This window comes from Gammaproteobacteria bacterium, assembly GCA_035501935.1.
Taxonomy (GTDB): Bacteria; Pseudomonadota; Gammaproteobacteria; order JAJPIJ01; family JAJPIJ01; genus JAJPIJ01.
Genome location: DATJVC010000013.1, coordinates 17,856 through 34,996 on the forward strand (window position 1 = coordinate 17,856; position 17,141 = coordinate 34,996).

General features: G+C 59.8%; 19 protein-coding genes and 1 riboswitch. Of the genes, 14 read left to right on the plus strand and 5 right to left on the minus strand.

The genetic code is table 11. The features are described 5' to 3' along the window. The first annotated feature begins 34 nt into the window (after window positions 1-34). From VMH34_02920 to VMH34_02965, 10 genes are all read left to right on the plus strand, one after another. On the plus strand, window positions 35-1,117 hold the full coding sequence (locus VMH34_02920) for a hypothetical protein (protein HTT07724.1): 1,083 nt from the start codon (window positions 35-37) through the stop codon (window positions 1,115-1,117). After that, complete coding sequence (locus tag VMH34_02925; protein ID HTT07725.1) at window positions 1,104-1,811, plus strand: GNAT family protein; 708 nt, start codon at window positions 1,104-1,106, stop codon at window positions 1,809-1,811. The genes VMH34_02920 and VMH34_02925 overlap by 14 nt, the downstream gene beginning before the upstream one ends. Before the next feature lie 120 nt (window positions 1,812-1,931). Then, window positions 1,932-2,576 carry a GNAT family N-acetyltransferase gene (locus VMH34_02930; protein ID HTT07726.1) on the plus strand — a complete coding sequence of 215 codons (645 nt, stop codon included), beginning with the start codon at window positions 1,932-1,934 and terminating at the stop codon, window positions 2,574-2,576. Window positions 2,577-2,829: 253 nt separating this feature from the next. After that, window positions 2,830-3,081: a hypothetical protein gene (locus tag VMH34_02935; protein ID HTT07727.1), complete on the plus strand. Its 252-nt coding sequence runs from the start codon at window positions 2,830-2,832 to the stop codon at window positions 3,079-3,081. 59 nt (window positions 3,082-3,140) lie between these two features. Next, entirely contained in the window at window positions 3,141-3,392 is a 252-nt protein-coding gene (locus VMH34_02940) for a hypothetical protein (GenBank protein ID HTT07728.1), read from the plus strand. Window positions 3,393-3,452: 60 nt separating this feature from the next. Further along, window positions 3,453-3,704: a hypothetical protein gene (locus VMH34_02945; protein ID HTT07729.1), complete on the plus strand. Its 252-nt coding sequence runs from the start codon at window positions 3,453-3,455 to the stop codon at window positions 3,702-3,704. 145 nt (window positions 3,705-3,849) lie between these two features. Continuing rightward, entirely contained in the window at window positions 3,850-4,557 is a 708-nt protein-coding gene (locus tag VMH34_02950) for a GNAT family N-acetyltransferase (GenBank protein ID HTT07730.1), read from the plus strand. 71 nt (window positions 4,558-4,628) lie between these two features. Beyond that, complete coding sequence (locus VMH34_02955; protein HTT07731.1) at window positions 4,629-5,624, plus strand: ATP-grasp domain-containing protein; 996 nt, start codon at window positions 4,629-4,631, stop codon at window positions 5,622-5,624. A 3-nt stretch (window positions 5,625-5,627) separates the two neighbouring features. Next, window positions 5,628-7,319: a M55 family metallopeptidase gene (locus VMH34_02960; GenBank protein HTT07732.1), complete on the plus strand. Its 1,692-nt coding sequence runs from the start codon at window positions 5,628-5,630 to the stop codon at window positions 7,317-7,319. Then, a complete protein-coding gene (locus tag VMH34_02965; protein ID HTT07733.1) occupies window positions 7,316-8,170 on the plus strand; it encodes an SDR family oxidoreductase in 855 nt (284 codons plus the stop codon). The genes VMH34_02960 and VMH34_02965 overlap by 4 nt, the downstream gene beginning before the upstream one ends. Here VMH34_02965 and VMH34_02970 read toward each other — a convergent pair. From VMH34_02970 to VMH34_02985, 4 genes are all read right to left on the minus strand, one after another. After that, on the minus strand, window positions 8,152-9,462 hold the full coding sequence (locus VMH34_02970; GenBank protein HTT07734.1) for an FAD-binding oxidoreductase: 1,311 nt from the start codon (window positions 9,460-9,462) through the stop codon (window positions 8,152-8,154). The two genes, VMH34_02965 and VMH34_02970, sit on opposite strands and share 19 nt — an antisense overlap. Window positions 9,463-9,535: 73 nt before the next feature. Further along, window positions 9,536-10,114: an isochorismatase family protein gene (locus VMH34_02975; GenBank protein HTT07735.1), complete on the minus strand. Its 579-nt coding sequence runs from the start codon at window positions 10,112-10,114 to the stop codon at window positions 9,536-9,538. Between the two features lie 4 nt (window positions 10,115-10,118). Next, window positions 10,119-11,468 carry a TolC family outer membrane protein gene (locus VMH34_02980; GenBank protein HTT07736.1) on the minus strand — a complete coding sequence of 450 codons (1,350 nt, stop codon included), beginning with the start codon at window positions 11,466-11,468 and terminating at the stop codon, window positions 10,119-10,121. A 120-nt stretch (window positions 11,469-11,588) separates the two neighbouring features. Next, on the minus strand, window positions 11,589-12,239 hold the full coding sequence (locus VMH34_02985) for a protein-L-isoaspartate O-methyltransferase (protein ID HTT07737.1): 651 nt from the start codon (window positions 12,237-12,239) through the stop codon (window positions 11,589-11,591). 54 nt (window positions 12,240-12,293) lie between these two features. Next, a riboswitch (TPP riboswitch) is annotated at window positions 12,294-12,402 on the plus strand. 40 nt (window positions 12,403-12,442) lie between these two features. Between VMH34_02985 and thiC the strand changes: the two genes are divergently transcribed. The 4 genes from thiC (at window position 12,443) to VMH34_03005 (ending at window position 16,152) form a co-directional block, all read left to right on the plus strand. Then, window positions 12,443-14,329 carry a phosphomethylpyrimidine synthase ThiC gene (gene thiC, locus VMH34_02990; GenBank protein HTT07738.1) on the plus strand — a complete coding sequence of 629 codons (1,887 nt, stop codon included), beginning with the start codon at window positions 12,443-12,445 and terminating at the stop codon, window positions 14,327-14,329. Between the two features lie 24 nt (window positions 14,330-14,353). After that, window positions 14,354-15,202 (plus strand): SDR family NAD(P)-dependent oxidoreductase, encoded by an 849-nt coding sequence (locus VMH34_02995; GenBank protein HTT07739.1) that lies wholly within the window; start codon window positions 14,354-14,356, stop codon window positions 15,200-15,202. 116 nt (window positions 15,203-15,318) lie between these two features. Continuing rightward, complete coding sequence (locus tag VMH34_03000) at window positions 15,319-15,588, plus strand: hypothetical protein (protein HTT07740.1); 270 nt, start codon at window positions 15,319-15,321, stop codon at window positions 15,586-15,588. 294 nt (window positions 15,589-15,882) lie between these two features. Further along, on the plus strand, window positions 15,883-16,152 hold the full coding sequence (locus VMH34_03005; protein ID HTT07741.1) for an antibiotic biosynthesis monooxygenase: 270 nt from the start codon (window positions 15,883-15,885) through the stop codon (window positions 16,150-16,152). On the opposite strand, the gene dusA is transcribed toward VMH34_03005, so the two are convergent. Beyond that, window positions 16,149-17,126 (minus strand): tRNA dihydrouridine(20/20a) synthase DusA, encoded by a 978-nt coding sequence (gene dusA, locus VMH34_03010; protein HTT07742.1) that lies wholly within the window; start codon window positions 17,124-17,126, stop codon window positions 16,149-16,151. The two genes, VMH34_03005 and dusA, sit on opposite strands and share 4 nt — an antisense overlap. Window positions 17,127-17,141: the final 15 nt, after the last annotated feature.

Below are 17,141 nucleotides of genomic sequence, written 5' to 3' on the forward strand. Positions count from 1 at the left end.
AAGGGAGGGCACGGTTGCCGCTGGTGACGACCCCATGACCCTGGGACTTTTCTGCCATCCCGAAGATGAATTTGCGTCGCAGCTGGCGGCGCGGATGAACGCCGCGGCGACGGCATCCTGCCAGATTTTCGATCTCTCCTGGCGGAATGACCCGGTTCTGGTGCTAAGCGATGAAACCCTCAAGTGTTGTGGCAGGGACTTGAACGGATTCGATTGGCTGTGGGTTCGCGGATTGCCCTATATGGACCCCGTGTTGCCGTCGCCGTTGCGCGCGGTGGACTGGACCCTCTGGCGTTACGACCATTTGGTCGAGCAGCAGCGCTACAGCGCATGGGAAAGCCTGCTCTCGGAACTGGAGCGGCGGGGCGCAAGGTTGATCAATCCGCGCCGGCTGCTCCGCCGGCAATTCATGGTCGCTGAACATTTGCTCTATCTACGACGCCGTGGGTTTCAAATCCCGGAATTGCTGTGTAGCAATGACATGATGTCGGTGCTGGCGTTCACAGCGCGGCATCCCCGCGTGCGCTGGCGGCCGGCCACGGGACGTGCCGCCTGGCAGCGGTTTACAGAAAAGCAGCGCCTGTTTTTAATCACCCCCGACAAGCCGCCCGTGGTACTCACCGCCTGCGCCGGGCATCGACAGTTGCGGGCCTGGATTTTTGGCGGCGAAAACCTTTTGTGCATGAACGTGGAGCCGGCAGCAATGCGGGACGTGGAGGAACTTGGCGTCCCCACCGATCATGGCGAACTGGTCAGGCTGGAATCGCTGGAGATGTGGTCGCCGTTCATGCTGGGCAAGGAGGAGGTGAGCGAATTTAAGCGACTGGCCGATGTTGAGGGAGCCTTGTTGTTTGAAGTGAACTTTGACGTGACCGCCGACGGGAAGGTGATAATCTTCTGTGTGGATTATGATCCGCCCTTGGAGTCGTTGCCGCCGTCTGTACAGGCCCATCTCTTGGAAGCCCTATCGCGCCGGTTGTTGGGATTCACTGCGGCTGATGGGACCGCACAGCATCTTTTACCGACACGAGTCGAACGGCCGGTCTTGTTTTTGCGCCGCATGTTGCAGCTTCAGTTCGAGATGGAGCAGAGCAAATATCAGGATGCGGAGAATTGATGGCAATAACGCCACGGACAGGGAAATTTGCATCTTGGTGGTCGTGATGCATCTGGATCATCGCAAGGCGCTTAGGGAACGCGGCGCATGCTATTCGCGCTGGGTACTGGGGATACAGCGCCGCACCGTATATCTTGTGCCCCCGTCATCGATGGATCTCGAATGGATGTCCGAACAATTCGGCAATCCGGAAATCTCCGAGATGTTTGGTTATCGCAATTTGGGCACGCCAACCATGATCCGCCGCTACAATGCGGGCACGCTGGTCGTGGCCACCATAAAGTTGGTGGCCACCCGTGAACGCATCGGCTTTCTGATCATGTATCCGCCGGCGAAATTCGATTTCTGGGAGTTCGGCTATGCCATTACGGATCCCACGCACCGCAATGCCTTCCACGCTTTGAACGCCACGGATGCGGTCGGGCATTACATGTTTGAGCATCTGGGCGCAACCCTCTGCGGCTGGCGCACGCGTGATGATAACCAGGCCGCCGGTGCCGTCGTGCGCCGGCTGGGATACACGCCAGGCGAGATCATCGAGGAGGGCGGGCATCATTACACCATTTACCGATTGAGCAAGGAGGGATGGAAAAGGCGGCGCGAGAAGCTGGAACGCGGGGAACAGGAGACGCCGAATAAATCACCGCTTTTTTTCACCCTGCCGCCGCCATACGACCCCATTCTTCATCGTTAGCAGGCGGCCGCAAGCAGGGCCTGCGACTGCAAAATGAAAAGCAAAACCTCGGAATTGGCCCGCATACTCGAGCTGCCGCCGCTCATTCAACTGTCACGTCTGCCCGGCATGCGGCGGCCGGTGACGAAGCTGGCGTTTCATTGGATGCTGGGAGAACGTTGTGCCATGCTGTCACGCTGGGTATTGGGGATACAACGCCGCACTGTTTATCTCGTGCCGCCCTCGGTGGAAGATCTGGAATGGATGTTCGATCAGTTCCACAATCCGGAAATTTCAGAAATGTTTGGTTACCTTCACTTGGGCGGCCCGATCATGATTTACCGTTATAGTGCGGGTGCCCTGATTGTCGCGACCATCAAGTTGGTGGCTACGCGGGAACGCATTGGGTTTTTGATCATGTATCCTCCTGCGGAACTCAGGTTCTGGGAATTCGGCTATGCCATTCCCGACCCCGCGAACCGGAATGCCTTCAATGCGTTGAATTCCACGGATGCGCTTGCACATTACATGTTCGAACATCTGGAAGTGTCACTGCTGGGCTGGCGCACCCGGGAGGATAATCGTACCGCCGATGCGGTAGTGCGACGTCTGGGATACCCGCCGGGCGAGCGTATTGAGGAATTGGGACATCGTTACACCCTCTACCGTTTGAATCGGGAGGGATGGATGAAGCGCCGGGAGAAGCTGGAACGTGGTGAGGCACGACAGCAAGCTGGGCACCCAGCCTTTTTTGTCTTGCCACCTCCGTATGAACCGATAACTTAATTGATATAATATTTGTATACAGTGTCAAATTAAAATATACATTAGTAATTTATTTTTTGTACTGCAGCATGAGTTTAGACAATGAATAAATTTTTAATTAGTGTTTTAAAACAATAAGTTAAAATTAATTTAGTTTTGTACGCCTGTTAAACAAGGTAATGGCACGCCAACTGCACTCACATGCGTAGCCATTGCGAAATGGCCGTACTACACAGACTTATCAACCATTCTCGTTAAGATGAGGAGATTCATCATGGGGTTATTCGGCAAAGGTGGTGATGGCGGCGGATCCGGTGGTCATAACCAAGGTATGGGGGGCGCCAGTGCTGGTAGCGGCTCCACTAAGTCCGGCGGTGACGCCAACGCCACGGGTGGCGGCGGCAAGGGCGGTGGAAGCAGCGCTGGCAAGGGCTCTTCGGGCGCCAGCGGCGGTTCCGCTTCGGGCGGCAAGGGCGGTGGCGCTTCTGACAACACCTCCATCGGCAGCATCAACGTCAGCGGCTAATTAAGCAGTCGACTGTTCGTTGAAGGGCAGTTATTAACCATTAAGAGAGGAGATTCAACATGGGTTTATTCGGCAAAGGTGGTGGTAGTAGCGGATCCGGTGGTCATAACACAGGCATGGGAGATGCTGGTGCTGGCAGTGGCTCTCAGAAGTCCGGCGGTGACGCCAACGCCACGGGTGGCGGCGGCAAGGGCGGTGGAAGCAGCGCTGGCAAGGGCTCTTCGGGCGCCAGCGGCGGTTCCGCTTCAGGCGGCAAGGGCGGTGGCGCTTCTGACAACACCTCCATCGGCAGCATCAACGTCAGCGGCTAATTAAGCAGTCGACTGTTCGTTGAAGGGCAGTTAATTAACCATTAAGAGAGGAGATTCAACATGGGTTTATTCGGCAAAGGTGGTGGCGGTGGCGGTTCCGGTGGCTCGAACACGGGCATGGGAGACGCCAGTGCGGGAAGCCACTCTACTAAGTCAGGCGGTGACGCCAACGCCACGGGTGGCGGCGGCAAGGGCGGCGGAAGCAGCGCTGGCAAGGGCTCTTCGGGCGCCGGCGGCGGTTCCGCTTCAGGCGGCAAGGGTGGTGGCGCTTCTGACAACACCTCCATCGGCAGCATCAACGTCAGCGGCTAATTGAAGTTAAGCGCTTGTAACCAACGGGGGCATGTGATGAGCATGCCCCCGTTGTGTTTTTAAAGAATCTTTGATGGAGTGAGTCTGGAAAACAGGCTACGGATTTGCTCCAGGCAGAGCTTACAAAATCCATGGCTGGATTCGCATGAAAAATAAAGTCCATTGGCTGTTGCGCATCTGGGGCTACCAGTGCTTGCGCAAACCAGTGATCGATCTGGTCTTCCCCTTATGGGCGGGAAGCCGCGGCATCTACTGGTCACGCTGGGTCTACGGCATCCAGCGCCGGACGGTTTACCTGGTGCCGCCGGCGAAGGAAGACCTAGGCTGGGTATTTAACCACTTCAACAGCCAGGAAATATCCGAAATGTTCGGTTTCCAGACGCAGGGAACGCCAAATATGATATTGCGCTACTCTGAAGGCACGCTGGTGTTGGCCATCATCAAGGCGGTGGCGACCCATAAGCGTCTCGGTTTCCTGGTCATGTTCCCACCAATCCGGGGCAACAATTATTGGGAATTTGGCTATGCCCTGCCGGACCCGGCCGATCGTAACGCCTTTCATGCGCTTAATACGCATGACGCCGTCGGGCACTATATGTTCGATCATATGAATGTGCCGCTATGTGGTTCGCGCTCTCGCGATGATAATCACGCCGCTAATGCCGTGATCCGGCGTCTGGGTTACAAACCCGTAAACAGTTGCGAGCAGAATGGGCACAAATACGAGTTTTTTGCGATGTACCAGGAAGACTGGCAAAGGCGGCGGAAGAAGCTTGCGCGCGGAGAAGAGCGGGAAAACACCGGTCGTCCACTGTTTTATACTTTGCCTCATCCCTACCTTCCTGTGGTTTAAGTATGGATAGAGTGGCGGATCTCGCGGAAGTCGGTCCCCAAATCGTCCTTTAAATCGGCTAGGCTAGCGCCATGGATATGCCGGTGATCGCGATGTTCGCCGATCGCAACAGCGAACAGCTGACCCGTGCCGCTGACGCGGTACGGCGCGAAGGTGGCGAGCCCAAGGTCTTCGACATTCAATTGGGGGGCGCAAGCCGCTCGCGCATGACCTGCGGAACGCAAAGTCTTGTCTGGGACGACATGGACTTTGGGGACATCCGCGCAATTCATGTGCGTTGCACTTCACCCAATACCCTGCCGACGCCGCCCCCGATCCTTAACGTCGGTTTTTACAGCGACTGGCGAGGTCAATTCCTGCGCGAGCAGGAATACCAGGCGGCCGCCTATGGCTTCTTCGATGAACTCGCGGCGCGCGGCAAACTGGTGGTCAATCCCCTGACCGCCGGTTACATCGATCACAATACCAAGTCGCAGTTTTACGCCAAGTTGCATTCATGGGGCTTCGATGTGCCCCGTACGCTGACCACCAATGATCCAGCGGTGGCGGAGTTGTTTATCGCGGCGAACAGTGAAGTCGTCGTGAAACCTGCCATGGGCATTGGTTCGACCCGCCTCATCACACCGGCGGATCGGCGGCGCCTCGGGGAATTCCGCGCCTGCCCGGTGTTGATGCAGGAACGCGTCCGCGGCCATGTCGTGCGCGCGCACGTGGTGGCGGATGCGATGGTACTGGCCCTGCGCATTCGCGCCGAACACGTCGATTCACGCACCAGCACGGAGGGCTTTGACTACTACGCCATGCCCGGCAGGGAACAACAGCGCGTGGTGGAAGCCACGCGCCGGCTGGGGCTGCATTTCGCGGCGTGGGACCTCATTGTCACAAATGAAGGAAGGCACGTTTATCTCGATTGCAATCCGGGGCCGTATCTTCTCTGGATCGGGCCTGAATTTGTGGCCGCCGTATTGACGCAACTGGCGCGTTATCTGGTGACTTACGCGCGCAGGGAATCCCTTTCGGCCGCCGCCGCCGCCGTGGAGCCCGTGCCGCCCCCTGTGGGGTCGTGAACCGTGAGGAGGATACTGCTGATCGCCGACATGGAAGGCATCGCCGGCGTGGATATGCTGCCCTCACTCATCGCCGGGACAGCCGAATATGACGCCGCCTGCATGCGCATGACCGTGCAGGTGAATGCAATGATCGAAGGATTTGCCGCTGCCGGATACGACGAAATCATTGTCAGTGACAGTCATCGCGGGGGCGCCAAGGGCACCAATGTGCGGCCGGAATCGCTGCATCCACTGGCCCGGCTGGTGCTGGACGAGGATGCCTACGCTGCATTTTATTTTCGTGATGTCGAGGCCGTGGCCTGCATCGGCATGCACGCGCCCGCCGGAACGCAGGGCTTCGCCGCGCATACGGTCAGTGTGCAGTGCGACTGGTGGTCGCATGGCCGGCGTTTGAGCGAGACTGACATCGTGCTGGCGCTGGCAGCGGAGCAGGGGTTGCCGGTGGCGCTGATCGCGGGCGATGACGTCCTGTGCGGAACTCTGCCGCCGGCGGTTCCTCGTGTCCAGATCAAGACCAGCCGCGATCCGGAGTCGGCTGTATCCATGGACGAGACTGCGGCGTGCGAGACTTTGCGCAAGGCTGCTGCCGGCACGATCCCTGTGCGGCTGCCGCCGCCGCTCGCACAGCCGCTGGAAATCGTATTCAAGAGCCGCTGGCAGGCGGAATGGGCAGCACTGCGAGGTGCGCGACGCTGCTCCGAATATCGCATTGCGGTGGAGGGCGGAAGTTTCCGCGAACGCTACGAACGGGGCCACCGGCTCGTCCTCGACACCATCACCGGGGTCATTCCGGCGGTGCGCGGCGCTCCGGGCAGTACGGAGTTGGCAGAGGACATCACGGAGTTGATCACGCGACCGGTGGTGACAATGGAGAATGAAGTCCGCCCCCTCCCCACCGGTGATCTGCGCAAGACCGCACAGATGTTTCTCCACTGCACGACATTCTCCGATGAGTTCGGCGTCGTATTACGAGCCCTGATTCTGCACATGCTGGAGGCTTGGGCGCCCAGCGTGTATGCAGAGCTTGAGTTGTCCCCGGTTTTGGGAGATGCCCTGCGGGAATTGCGGCGGATACCTCTGACCTTTCCATGCGCACTCAAACCCCACGAAGGCATGGCGCGCGTGGATGCGTGGTATATCCTGAAAGAACGTCGGTTAACCGGCTGTGAGATGGACCTCGAATCATTGCGGGGCTATGTGCGTCATCTGCATGCAGAAAGGGCGTTTATTTATGCCTTTATCATCGCCGGCATGACGGAGAGTCTTGGCGTGGACACGGGAATGCGTTTCCCCGATCGCCCCCTGCGCGGACAATCGCGGACCTATGATTTGTATTGGGTCGCACACGAATTTTTCTTTGCCGCACACTACTTGTGCCGGCCATTATCTTTTGCAGGGTGGGAGACACGCACGGAGGAGTTGTTGATAGCGGTGCCGTGGTTGCTGCGGCAGGGGCACGCCGATCTGGCCGCCGAGGTGGCCCTATGCCTGCAATTGATGGGGGAATACGCGGCGCCGCGTCACCGGCAATTGCTGGAATTCCTGCTCGCCGCGCAACGCCCGGACGGCGCGCTGCTGGACGGTTCGCTGGGTGATCCTCCGGAATTGCTGGCGGACCACGCGACCGGCGTGCTGCTGCTGGCGCTGGCGGGTGCGGAGGAGTGGAATCGCCGACGGAGCACCGGACCATGACCACGCGCGGAAATATGGTCATCACCGGCGCATCGACCGGAATTGGCGAGGCCTGTGCTCTTCATTTCGCGCGCGCCGGTTTCACGGTATACGCCGGTGTGCGCAATGACAGTGATGCCGGGCGGCTACAACGATCCAGTCCGAATCTTCAACCGGCGCTGCTTGATGTGACTGTCGAGTCGTCAATTGAGCGCGCCATCGAGCATATCGCGGCGCAGACGGGTGCCGCCGGCTTATGCGGCCTCGTCAACAATGCGGGCATAGCCGTGGCCGCACCGCTCGAATGTGTCTCCCTGGGAAAATTCCGCCGGCAACTGGAGGTCAACGTCATCGGTGCGCTGGCGGTGACGCAACGTTGCCTGCCATTGCTGCGCCAGGGGAGGGGAAGGATCGTGAACATGAGTTCGGTGTCGGGCCTCGTCGCGCCGCCATTCGTGGGGCCCTATGCCGCGTCAAAATTCGCACTGGAGGCGCTGTCGGATGCCCTGCGGCTGGAACTCAAACCATGGCGCATTCACGTGGCCGTGGTCGAACCCGGACCGGTGGCCACGCCGATCTGGCAGAAGTCCCGCGACGCAGTCGCCCAGTTCATGGAAGATCTGCCGCCGACATACCGCATGCTTTACGGGCAGGCGACGCAGCAAATGGCGCGGGTCATGGAAGACGCGGCCGGCGCCGCCGTGCCCGCCGACTGGGTGGTTGCCGCGGTCGAGCACGCGCTGCTTTCACCACGTCCCCGCACGCGCTATCTCGCCAGTCGCGGCATGCGGTTCACCATGTGGTTGAGCCGGCTGCTTCCCGATCGCTGGCGCGATCGCGGGCTCCTGAAGCATTATGGATTGCCGGACTGAAGCGGGTCGATATTCACGTTGTGTCTGAACAGATTCGCCGGGTCATAACGGCGCTTGAGTTGGACCAGGCGTTCATAGTTGGCGCCGTAGACGGCGTGTTTAGTCGTTGGCGCGGCGTCAGCGCCGACATAATTCACATATACACCACCGCTCGATTCCGGAATCAGGGCCTGGTGCAGTTCCCGAACCCACCGCATGGAGTCGGCCGGATCTTCCTCAAGCTGCCATTGGGTGGTGATGGCAATGCCGAAAGTGGCGTCCCTGTGTGCGAAGGCGGTGGCCTGTGGAGCGACCCGACCCATGGCGCCGCCCAGATGTTCAATGACAGTATAAAAATCCGCGTCGGTCGCATGTGATGTGTGTTCGGCAATGATATTCAAGACCGGGTCCGTAAGACCCTGCAGAAAATGCGCGCGCCAGTAATGGCCGAGCCCCGACGGGAATGCGCCCACGTTGGCTTGATGAATGGCGGCATAAGTCCTGGGCGCAAAGTCATCGATCATGGGCGTGGAAAACCTGCGTAAAGGGGCAAGTATGTGCTCCGCCTCCGACGTCGGACCCGCGTGCAGGGCGGCGACGAATGCAACCGCTGATCCGCTGCGTTGACGGCGCATGCCTAGATATGCCGTGGTGGCATCGGACAATCCCGCCACATAGTCGCGATAGAAATGCAATAACTCTCGGCAGCGCTGAAGAGGATACGCCACGTGACCGCCATACAACGGTGGAATGGAATGCAGCTTGTAGCGCAGTGACGTCGCCACGCCGAAATTGGCGCCGGCGCCGCGCAGCGCCCAGAACAGCTCGGGATCGCGATGTTCATCCACCGTCACACGCCCGCCCTGCGCATTTATCAGTTCAACGTCGATCAAGTTGTCGCAGGCCAGCCCAAAGAGGCGGGTCAGCGCCCCATAGCCACCGCCCAGGGTCAATCCGCCGATACCGACGTCCGGGTTGAAGCCGCCCGGCGTGGCCAGTTGATGTGGCGCGGTGGCGGCAACCATTTCACCCCAGGTTGCGCCGCCGCCGGCGGCGACAGTGCGGTCGACGGGGTTGATTTGTATCTTCTTGAAACGTGCCAGATCCAGCAGCACCGAACGATCCGCGCTGCTGTGGCCGGCGATGCTGTGGCCGCCGCCGCGCACGGCAATGCTGGCATCGTGCGCCGCCGCGAATTGCACGGCCTGCCGCACGTCCTCCGCGTCGGCGCATTCCACGATGATATGCGGGCGTTGATCGATGGCCGCATTCCAACCGCGGCGTCTGCGCTCGTACGCTGGTGATCCGGGCATGTGCAACCCGCCGCGCAACGCGGCGGCAAGTTGATTCAGCGCTGCAGGGGAAAAGGGGGAGGCGATGGGCAAATCAGCGGAGGATGGCGGAGAGGGATTTGAACTCCGCATGCTGCGCGTCACGCAGCCACTCGAAAACCACGGACTCGGAATTGGTGACGGTGACTCCGCCATGACGCAGGCGGTTGATGGCGCTTTCATAATTTTCCAGCCGCCGTGAACAAACGGCATCTTCGACGACAAATACTTGACGGCCCGCGGCATGCAGATCGAAGGCGGTTTGCAGCACGCATACATGGGCCTCCATGCCGGCCACGACGATCTGCGGGCGCGCGGTATTCTGGCTCACCGCCTCGAAGCCTGTTGCGGCCACGCATGAAAAACAGGTTTTTTCCAGGCGCCTGCTTTGTGCCGGCACTGCCGAACCGATGCCCGGTAACAACGTACCCAGCCCCTTGGGATACTGTTCCGTGACGATCACGGGGATGCCGAGTCGAGTGGCGGCGCTGAGCAGCAAGACGGTATTTTTGATGACACGGTTGATGACCTTCTCCGGCATCGCCGCGCCCAGTTTTTCCTGGAGGTCTATCACCACGAGCTGGCTCGCGTCATGGCGGCACAAACCGTCATTCGATGGCGTGGGCAATGTCATGAGTTCAATGCGCCAGCCATTGGTTGATGGTGTCCAGATCTGCAGGTGTCAGCGTGCCCGCGGCCTGTTTGAGCTGCAAGGTGCTGACAATATAGTCATAACGCGCCCTTGCATAATCGCGCTTGGCCGCGAATAACTGACGTTCCTGCGTCACCACATCCACAGTGGTGCGGGTGCCCACCTCAAAGCCCGCCTCGGTTGCTTCCAATGCCGTCTGCTGGGAGACCACGGCCTGCTGCAGCGCCTGGATGCGGCTGATGCCGGATATCACGCCGCGGTAGGCGTCGCGGCAGGTGCGTATCACCGAGCGCCGCTGCTGCTCCTCCTGATCAACGGCGGCTTCATGACGGTGCTCGGCCTCGCGCGTGCGCGACTGCACAAAGCCACCCTCATAGATGGGGAGATTCATTTCCATGCCGATGGCGCTGTCCACCGTATCCGTGTCGCCAAACCGGCCGCCTCCCGAGATGGTGTTGCCATGGCTGCCGACGACGTCCAGCGTCGGATAATGACCGGCCCGCTGCACTTCGATCTCCTGCTCGGCGATGCGTGTGGCGGCCTGGGCAGAGGCAAGGCTGAAATTCTGCTTGAGCGCGGTGTTGGTCCATTGTTCAATGTCCGCCGGCTCGGGGGTGATCAGCGGCATTTTATCGCTCAAGGACGCCAGATGATCTTCGATTTCTCCGGCGAACTCGCGCAACGCCTGGCGCGCGTCGTCCAGCTGCTTCTGTGCAGCTATCTCATCGGCGACGGACTGATCATAGCCCGCCTTGGCTTCCTGAACGTCGGTGATGGCGATCAGACCCACGTTGAAACGCTGTTGCGCCTGCTCCAGTTGCCGGGCCAGGGCGTTCTTCTCCGCGCCCGCGAACTCAAGATTGTCCAGCGCCGCCAACACGTCGAAGTAGCGGCCTGAAATACGGACGATGAGATCCTGCCGCGCGGCGTCGACGTCGAGCTGGGCCTGACGGATGCGATCATCGGTTTGTCTGAATTGCAGATATTTATCGTAATGATAAACCGGCTGCGTCAGGTTGATGCTGTAGCCCCGGGTGACGAAGGAGCAATTGGCATCCGTCGGTCCATTGCCGCAAATCGACTGGTTACCCAGGCTGATACCTTGATCATGCTGTGAGAAGTTTGAATTGATGCTGAGATTGGGCAGCAGGAACTGGGCGCGCGCTTGGGGGCGGCTTTCCAGCACGGCTTCATAAGTGGCCTGCACCCCCTGGAACTGGGGATCCTGGCCCTCCGCGCGTTGATACACCTGTCGGAGGTCTTCGGCGATGAGCGCCGGTGATCCCGCCAGACAAAAAACGAACAAAAGCCACTGCAGTCGCTTTCGACAGTCCATGAGCCGAGGGCACCTGTTTCTTGTTATATTAGGGCGATCTTAATACCGCAGCTTGTTCCGGTCGACCGTACGCCCCCAGACGGCCTGACCAACCCTGAAAAGTCAAGACGGAATTTATTGTTAGAACACGAAGCGCGGTCCAGGTTCAGCGCCGATGAGCGGCGCGATCGATGTCTCAAACAGTGATTCGGTTGACCATGCTTTATCACCCCGGCGCGTAATCAGGCAGGCCTCCATGATTGGTTCCGTGCCAAGGATGACAAACAGCCGCCCGCCCGGACGCAATTGCCGCTGAAACCGGCCCTGAAGCTCGGGCAGCGACCCGGTGACGGCGATGGCGTCGTATTGATCATCGCCCCAGCCCGACACGGCATCGCCGGTCTCCAGCCGTACGTTCCTGAATCCCGCGTTTTCGAGTCTTGCCCCGGCCGCGCGGGTGAAATCGGCATGGATATCGACGCTTACCACCTGCGATCCGGACCGCGCCAATAGCGCAGTCAGGTAGCCGCTGCCGGTGCCGATCTCCAGAATGCGGTCGGTGGGGTGTATTTGCAGCGACTGCAACAAGCGGCCCTCGACCTTGGGCGACATCATGGTTTCACCATGGCCGATAGGCAGGCAGATGTCGGAGAAGGCCAATTGACGGCTGGTGGGGGGCACAAAATCCTCGCGATGTATGGCCATGAACAAATCGAGTACGCGTTCGTCCAGCACCTCCCAGGGGCGGATTTGCTGCTCGATCATGTTGAAGCGGGCTTGTTCGAAGTTCATGGATTCCGCCGGCCGGCTGGCTTCATCGCGCATCATTATATTATAGTGTTACGCATGGCGAGCTAGGGGTGCCATACTGCGGTCTCGGACCGCTCCATGGCTGAGAAAGACCCTCGAACCTGATCCGGCTAATACCGGCGTAGGAAAGCATCCAGCCATCCCGCCAGATCAGGAACGCCGCCCCACACATCCGGAGGTGTGATATGAGCGCGATCCCTGAAACGACCGCCCCACAGGCAGTGCAAGTCGATCCATTGGCAATCAAACCCCTGCCGGCGTCGCGCAAGGTATATGTCGCTGGTGCACGGCCCGATATGCGCGTGCCCATGCGCGAGATCAGCCAATCGGACACGCCCACCGCGGCCGGTATGGAGAAGAATCCGCCGTTGACGGTATACGACACCAGCGGCCCTTATACCGATCCGGAAGCGCAGATTGACATCCGCATCGGACTCCCGGCATTGCGCGCGGCTTGGATAGCGGAGCGCGGCGACAGCGAAGAACTGGCCGCGTGGAGTTCAGAATATGGCCGGCTGCGCGCCGTCGATCACAAGCTCGCCAGGTTGCGTTTCCCGGGGATGCAGCGAAAACCGCGCCGCGCAGTGGCGGGCGCCAATGTGTCCCAGATGCACTACGCACGGCGGGGTATCGTCACGCCTGAGATGGAATTCATCGCCATTCGGGAAAACCAGCGGCGTGAAGGCCTGGCCGAATGGCTTACCCGTCAGCATGCGGGACAGGATTCTGGCGCCAACATTCCTCGATTCGTCACGCCGGAATTCGTGCGTGACGAAGTGGCGCGCGGACGCGCCATCGTCCCCGCCAACATCAACCATCCCGAGACCGAGCCGATGATCATCGGTCGTAACTTTCTGGTGAAGATCAACGCCAACATCGGCAATTCCGCGGTGACCTCCGGCATCAACGAGGAAGTAGAGAAAATGACCTGGGCGATCCGCTGGGGCGCGGATACGGTCATGGACCTGTCCACCGGCAGGCACATCCACGAGACACGCGAGTGGATCATCCGCAATTCGCCGGTACCCATCGGCACGGTGCCGATCTATCAGGCGTTGGAGAAAGTCGACGGCAAGGCCGAGGAACTCACCTGGGAAATCTACCGCGATACGCTGATCGAGCAGGCCGAGCAGGGCGTGGACTACTTCACCATCCATGCCGGAGTACGGCTGGCTTACATCCCGCTCACAGCGAAGCGCATGACGGGCATCGTGTCGCGCGGCGGCTCGATCATGGCCAAATGGTGCCTCGCGCATCACAAAGAAAGCTTCCTCTACACGCAGTTCGAGGACATCTGCGAGATCATGAAGGCCTACGACATCGCCTTTTCGCTTGGTGATGGGTTGCGGCCCGGATCAATTTACGACGCCAATGACGAGGCGCAGATTTCCGAATTGCGCACGCTGGGCGAACTCGCCGACATCGCCTGGAAGCACGACGTGCAGACGATGATCGAAGGCCCCGGCCATGTGCCGATGCAACTTATCAAGGAGAACATGGAGTTGCAGTTGAAGTACTGCAAGGAGGCGCCATTCTACACGCTGGGGCCGCTGACGACGGACATCGCGCCGGGCTATGACCATATCACCAGCGCCATCGGCGCCGCCATGATCGGCTGGTATGGCACGGCGATGCTCTGCTATGTCACGCCGAAGGAGCATCTGGGGCTTCCGAACAAGAACGACGTCAAGGACGGCATCATCGCCTACAAGATCGCGGCGCACGCCGCCGATCTCGCCAAGGGCCATCCGGGCGCGCAGATCCGCGACAATGCGCTGTCCAAGGCGCGCTTCGAGTTCCGCTGGGAGGACCAGTTCAACCTGGGCCTTGATCCCGACAAGGCCCGCGAATTCCATGACGAGACCCTGCCGAAAGAAGCGATGAAGGCCGCGCATTTCTGTTCCATGTGCGGCCCGCACTTCTGCTCCATGAAAATCACTCAGGAGGTGCGCGAATATGCGGAACGCGAGGGCATCAAGGACATGCAATCCGCGTTGTCCATGGGCCTTGAGGAAAAAGCGCATGAATTCCGCGATGCAGGCGGTGAGATCTATCGGCCGGTTTCCCCCTGACAGGTGAAGAGCCTTCACGGCAAGGTGGCTCTGATTACGGGCGGCGCCGGTGGTATCGGGCGCGCGCTGGCCAGACACGCCGCCAGTGAGGGCATGCGGCTGGTGCTGGCGGACAGGGATGGGCGGGCCTTGAAGATGCTGGCGCATGCCCTGCGCGCCGACGGCGCCGATGTACTGGCAGAGAAAGTGGACGTCACCAGCGCGCGTGACGTCAATGCGATCGTCAACGACGCCTACCGGCGCCACGGCGTCGTGCATCTGCTCATCAACAGTGCCGGCGTCGGCGCAGGCGCAATGGCGTGGGGAGGCAGCATGACATCCTGGAGGCGTGTGTTGGACACCAATTTATACGGTTCGATCCACACGGTGCGCGCCTGTATTCCGCGCATGCTCAAACAAGGGGCCGAGGCGTATATCGTCAACATCGCCTCGATTCTCGGCCTGATCACCTTCCCGCGTTTGAGCGCCTACGCCACCAGCAAGCACGCACTGGTGGCCTATTCCGAAGGCCTTTACCATGACTTGAATTTCTTTTTGCGGGCGGAAATCGGCGTTTCCGTGGCCTGCCCGGGTTTTGTACGCACCCGGATGCAGCGGCCCGAGAGCGGGTGGCTAGGGTGGTTTCGCGCCCGCAGGCGCGGAGGAGGCCCCGACGAAGCGGCCATCGAACTGTGGCAGCGCATGAGCGGGCAGGGCATGCCGCCGGAGGAGGTGGCGCGGAGGATGTTCGCGGGCATCGCGGAACGGCGTTTCTACATTTTCACCCACCCGGGACTCCAGTTTGCGCTGGAACGCGCCATGCGGGCACGGCTGGCCGGCGATCCGCCACCACAATTCAGCGTGCAGGACCTCCTGCAAGCTTGTAATGATTGACATTAAACCGCTGCACGCGCTCGCTTGAGGACTTGACGGCTGTCACATTGTCGTCATTCATGATGACCATAGTGGCTGGGGGCGAGGAATAACCATAATTTTAAGGAGAGTGAGCCATGTCTATCTATGTCATTCGCGCCTGCAGAGCTAAAAAGGGCAAGGGCAGGGATGTACAGCAGCTTCTGAAAAAGGCCATCGAGAATATGCCAAGCTCATTCGTATATCAAAGCAAAGGTGATGCGAATGATTTTGGCATCTTCGTCGAATTCGATGGTGAAAAAGCTGCGCGCGAGTTTGCCGATTCCGACGAGCAGGCTGCTATTACCCGGCAGTTGACATCAATGGTTGAGGATGCCACTCCCATCACCGTCTGGAGTCGCGTCTGAGGGCTGTTTTACCATAAGGTCATGGTTGTGTTGGGCGCACACGGCGGGCAGTTAGCTGCCCGCCAGCGGCGAGCCGTTTCATTGGATGATAAGGGCCTCTCATAAATGATGCCCCGTCTTCCTGGTTTTTGCGTTCTCATTCAGGTACTACCGACACCGTTCGCGCAGCCAATGCGCAATGCACCAATCTCCTCAGGACTTGCCAGCACACTGCCGGGAGGCTAGATTTTACACATGCGAGGTGCATGGCAGACATGAACCATAACCAGCCAGCGCCGGAGAGAGGGAGGGGGTATGTCCATCTATGTCGTTCGTGCCTGCCGTTCGAAGAAGGGGAAAAGCCAGGAAGTGCAGCAACTGTTGAAGCACGCCACGGAGAACATTCCGGGGGTGTTCGTCTATCAGAGCATGGCGGATCCCAATGATTTCGGCGTATTTGCCGAGTTCGCGAGCGAGGAAGCGGCGCGCAAATTCGCCAAGTCCGCTGAACAGGTCGAAGTGACCGACAAAATCACTTCATTGGTGGATTGCGCCACGTCCATTTCGCTGTGGAAGCAGGTTTAGGCCGCCCGTAGTCGTGACAGTGCGGCGTCCACTGCTGCAACGCAATTCGGCCATTGCTGGTCGCGAGTGCTGAGACCGCGGCGCCAGCGCCGTGCCCCGGCCACCCCTTGGTACAGTCCGAGCAGGTGTCGCAGGACGTAATGCTCATTCTCGCCGTACGCCACCTGCGCGTCGGCATACTCGGCGTAGCGGCGCGCGACTGCCTCGCGCGCCAGCACGGGCGGGCCGCAGAAAATCTCCTCCTCAATGCGCGCCAGCAGGTAGGTGTCGTCACAAGCCGCGCGGCCGATCATCACGCCGTCCACGTGTTGCAGATGCGCGCGCATATCAGCGACCGTTTTGACGCCGCCATTCAAGATAATCGTGAGTTCAGGAAAATCGCGCTTGATCTGATACACGCGATCGTATTGCAGTGGCGGGATTTCCCGGTTCTCCTTCGGGCTTAAGCCTTTCAGCAGCGCCTTGCGCGCGTGCAGGATGAACACACGGCAACCGGCCGCCGCGACCATGCGAATGAAGTGAGATAGTTCCTCGTAGGAATCGCGCTCGTCAATCCCCAGCCGCGTCTTTACCGTGACCGGAATATTCACCGCCTCAGACATGGCGCGCATGGAATCAGCAACCAGCTCCGGCTCCGCCATCAGGCAGGCGCCGAAACGACCGTTCTGCACCCGGTCGCTGGGGCAGCCGACATTGAGATTGATCTCGTCATAGCCATATTCAGCGCCATGGCGTGCGCATTGCGCCAGTTCCAGTGGATCACTGCCACCCAATTGCAGCGCGACGGGATGTTCCTCGGGATTGAAGACCAGGTGCCGCTCGCGATCGCCGTGCAGCAGCGCGCCGGTCGTCACCATCTCGGTGTACAACAGAGCATGCGGTGACAGTAGCCGTAGCAGGTAGCGCAGATGGCGATCCGTGTAATCCATCATCGGCGCCACGCACAGCCTTCGGTCAATTTGTTTTTCTTGCATAATCTGTCGCGAAAC

What these genes read in the sequence shown, in the direction of transcription:
- VMH34_02920 (HTT07724.1), top strand. Translation starts at nt 35, where the DNA reads ATGACCCTGGGACTTTTCTGCCATCCCGAAGATGAATTTGCGTCGCAG.
- VMH34_02925 (HTT07725.1), top strand. Translation starts at nt 1,104, where the DNA reads ATGCGGAGAATTGATGGCAATAACGCCACGGACAGGGAAATTTGCATC.
- VMH34_02935 (HTT07727.1), top strand. Translation starts at nt 2,830, where the DNA reads ATGGGGTTATTCGGCAAAGGTGGTGATGGCGGCGGATCCGGTGGTCAT.
- VMH34_02940 (HTT07728.1), top strand. Translation starts at nt 3,141, where the DNA reads ATGGGTTTATTCGGCAAAGGTGGTGGTAGTAGCGGATCCGGTGGTCAT.
- VMH34_02945 (HTT07729.1), top strand. Translation starts at nt 3,453, where the DNA reads ATGGGTTTATTCGGCAAAGGTGGTGGCGGTGGCGGTTCCGGTGGCTCG.
- VMH34_02950 (HTT07730.1), top strand. Translation starts at nt 3,850, where the DNA reads ATGAAAAATAAAGTCCATTGGCTGTTGCGCATCTGGGGCTACCAGTGC.
- VMH34_02955 (HTT07731.1), top strand. Translation starts at nt 4,629, where the DNA reads ATGGATATGCCGGTGATCGCGATGTTCGCCGATCGCAACAGCGAACAG.
- VMH34_02965 (HTT07733.1), top strand. Translation starts at nt 7,316, where the DNA reads ATGACCACGCGCGGAAATATGGTCATCACCGGCGCATCGACCGGAATT.
- VMH34_02970 (HTT07734.1), bottom strand. Translation starts at nt 9,462, where the DNA reads ATGCCCGGATCACCAGCGTACGAGCGCAGACGCCGCGGTTGGAATGCG.
- VMH34_02975 (HTT07735.1), bottom strand. Translation starts at nt 10,114, where the DNA reads ATGACATTGCCCACGCCATCGAATGACGGTTTGTGCCGCCATGACGCG.
- VMH34_02980 (HTT07736.1), bottom strand. Translation starts at nt 11,468, where the DNA reads ATGGACTGTCGAAAGCGACTGCAGTGGCTTTTGTTCGTTTTTTGTCTG.
- VMH34_02985 (HTT07737.1), bottom strand. Translation starts at nt 12,239, where the DNA reads ATGAACTTCGAACAAGCCCGCTTCAACATGATCGAGCAGCAAATCCGC.
- thiC (HTT07738.1), top strand. Translation starts at nt 12,443, where the DNA reads ATGAGCGCGATCCCTGAAACGACCGCCCCACAGGCAGTGCAAGTCGAT.
- VMH34_03000 (HTT07740.1), top strand. Translation starts at nt 15,319, where the DNA reads ATGTCTATCTATGTCATTCGCGCCTGCAGAGCTAAAAAGGGCAAGGGC.
- VMH34_03005 (HTT07741.1), top strand. Translation starts at nt 15,883, where the DNA reads ATGTCCATCTATGTCGTTCGTGCCTGCCGTTCGAAGAAGGGGAAAAGC.
- dusA (HTT07742.1), bottom strand. Translation starts at nt 17,126, where the DNA reads ATGCAAGAAAAACAAATTGACCGAAGGCTGTGCGTGGCGCCGATGATG.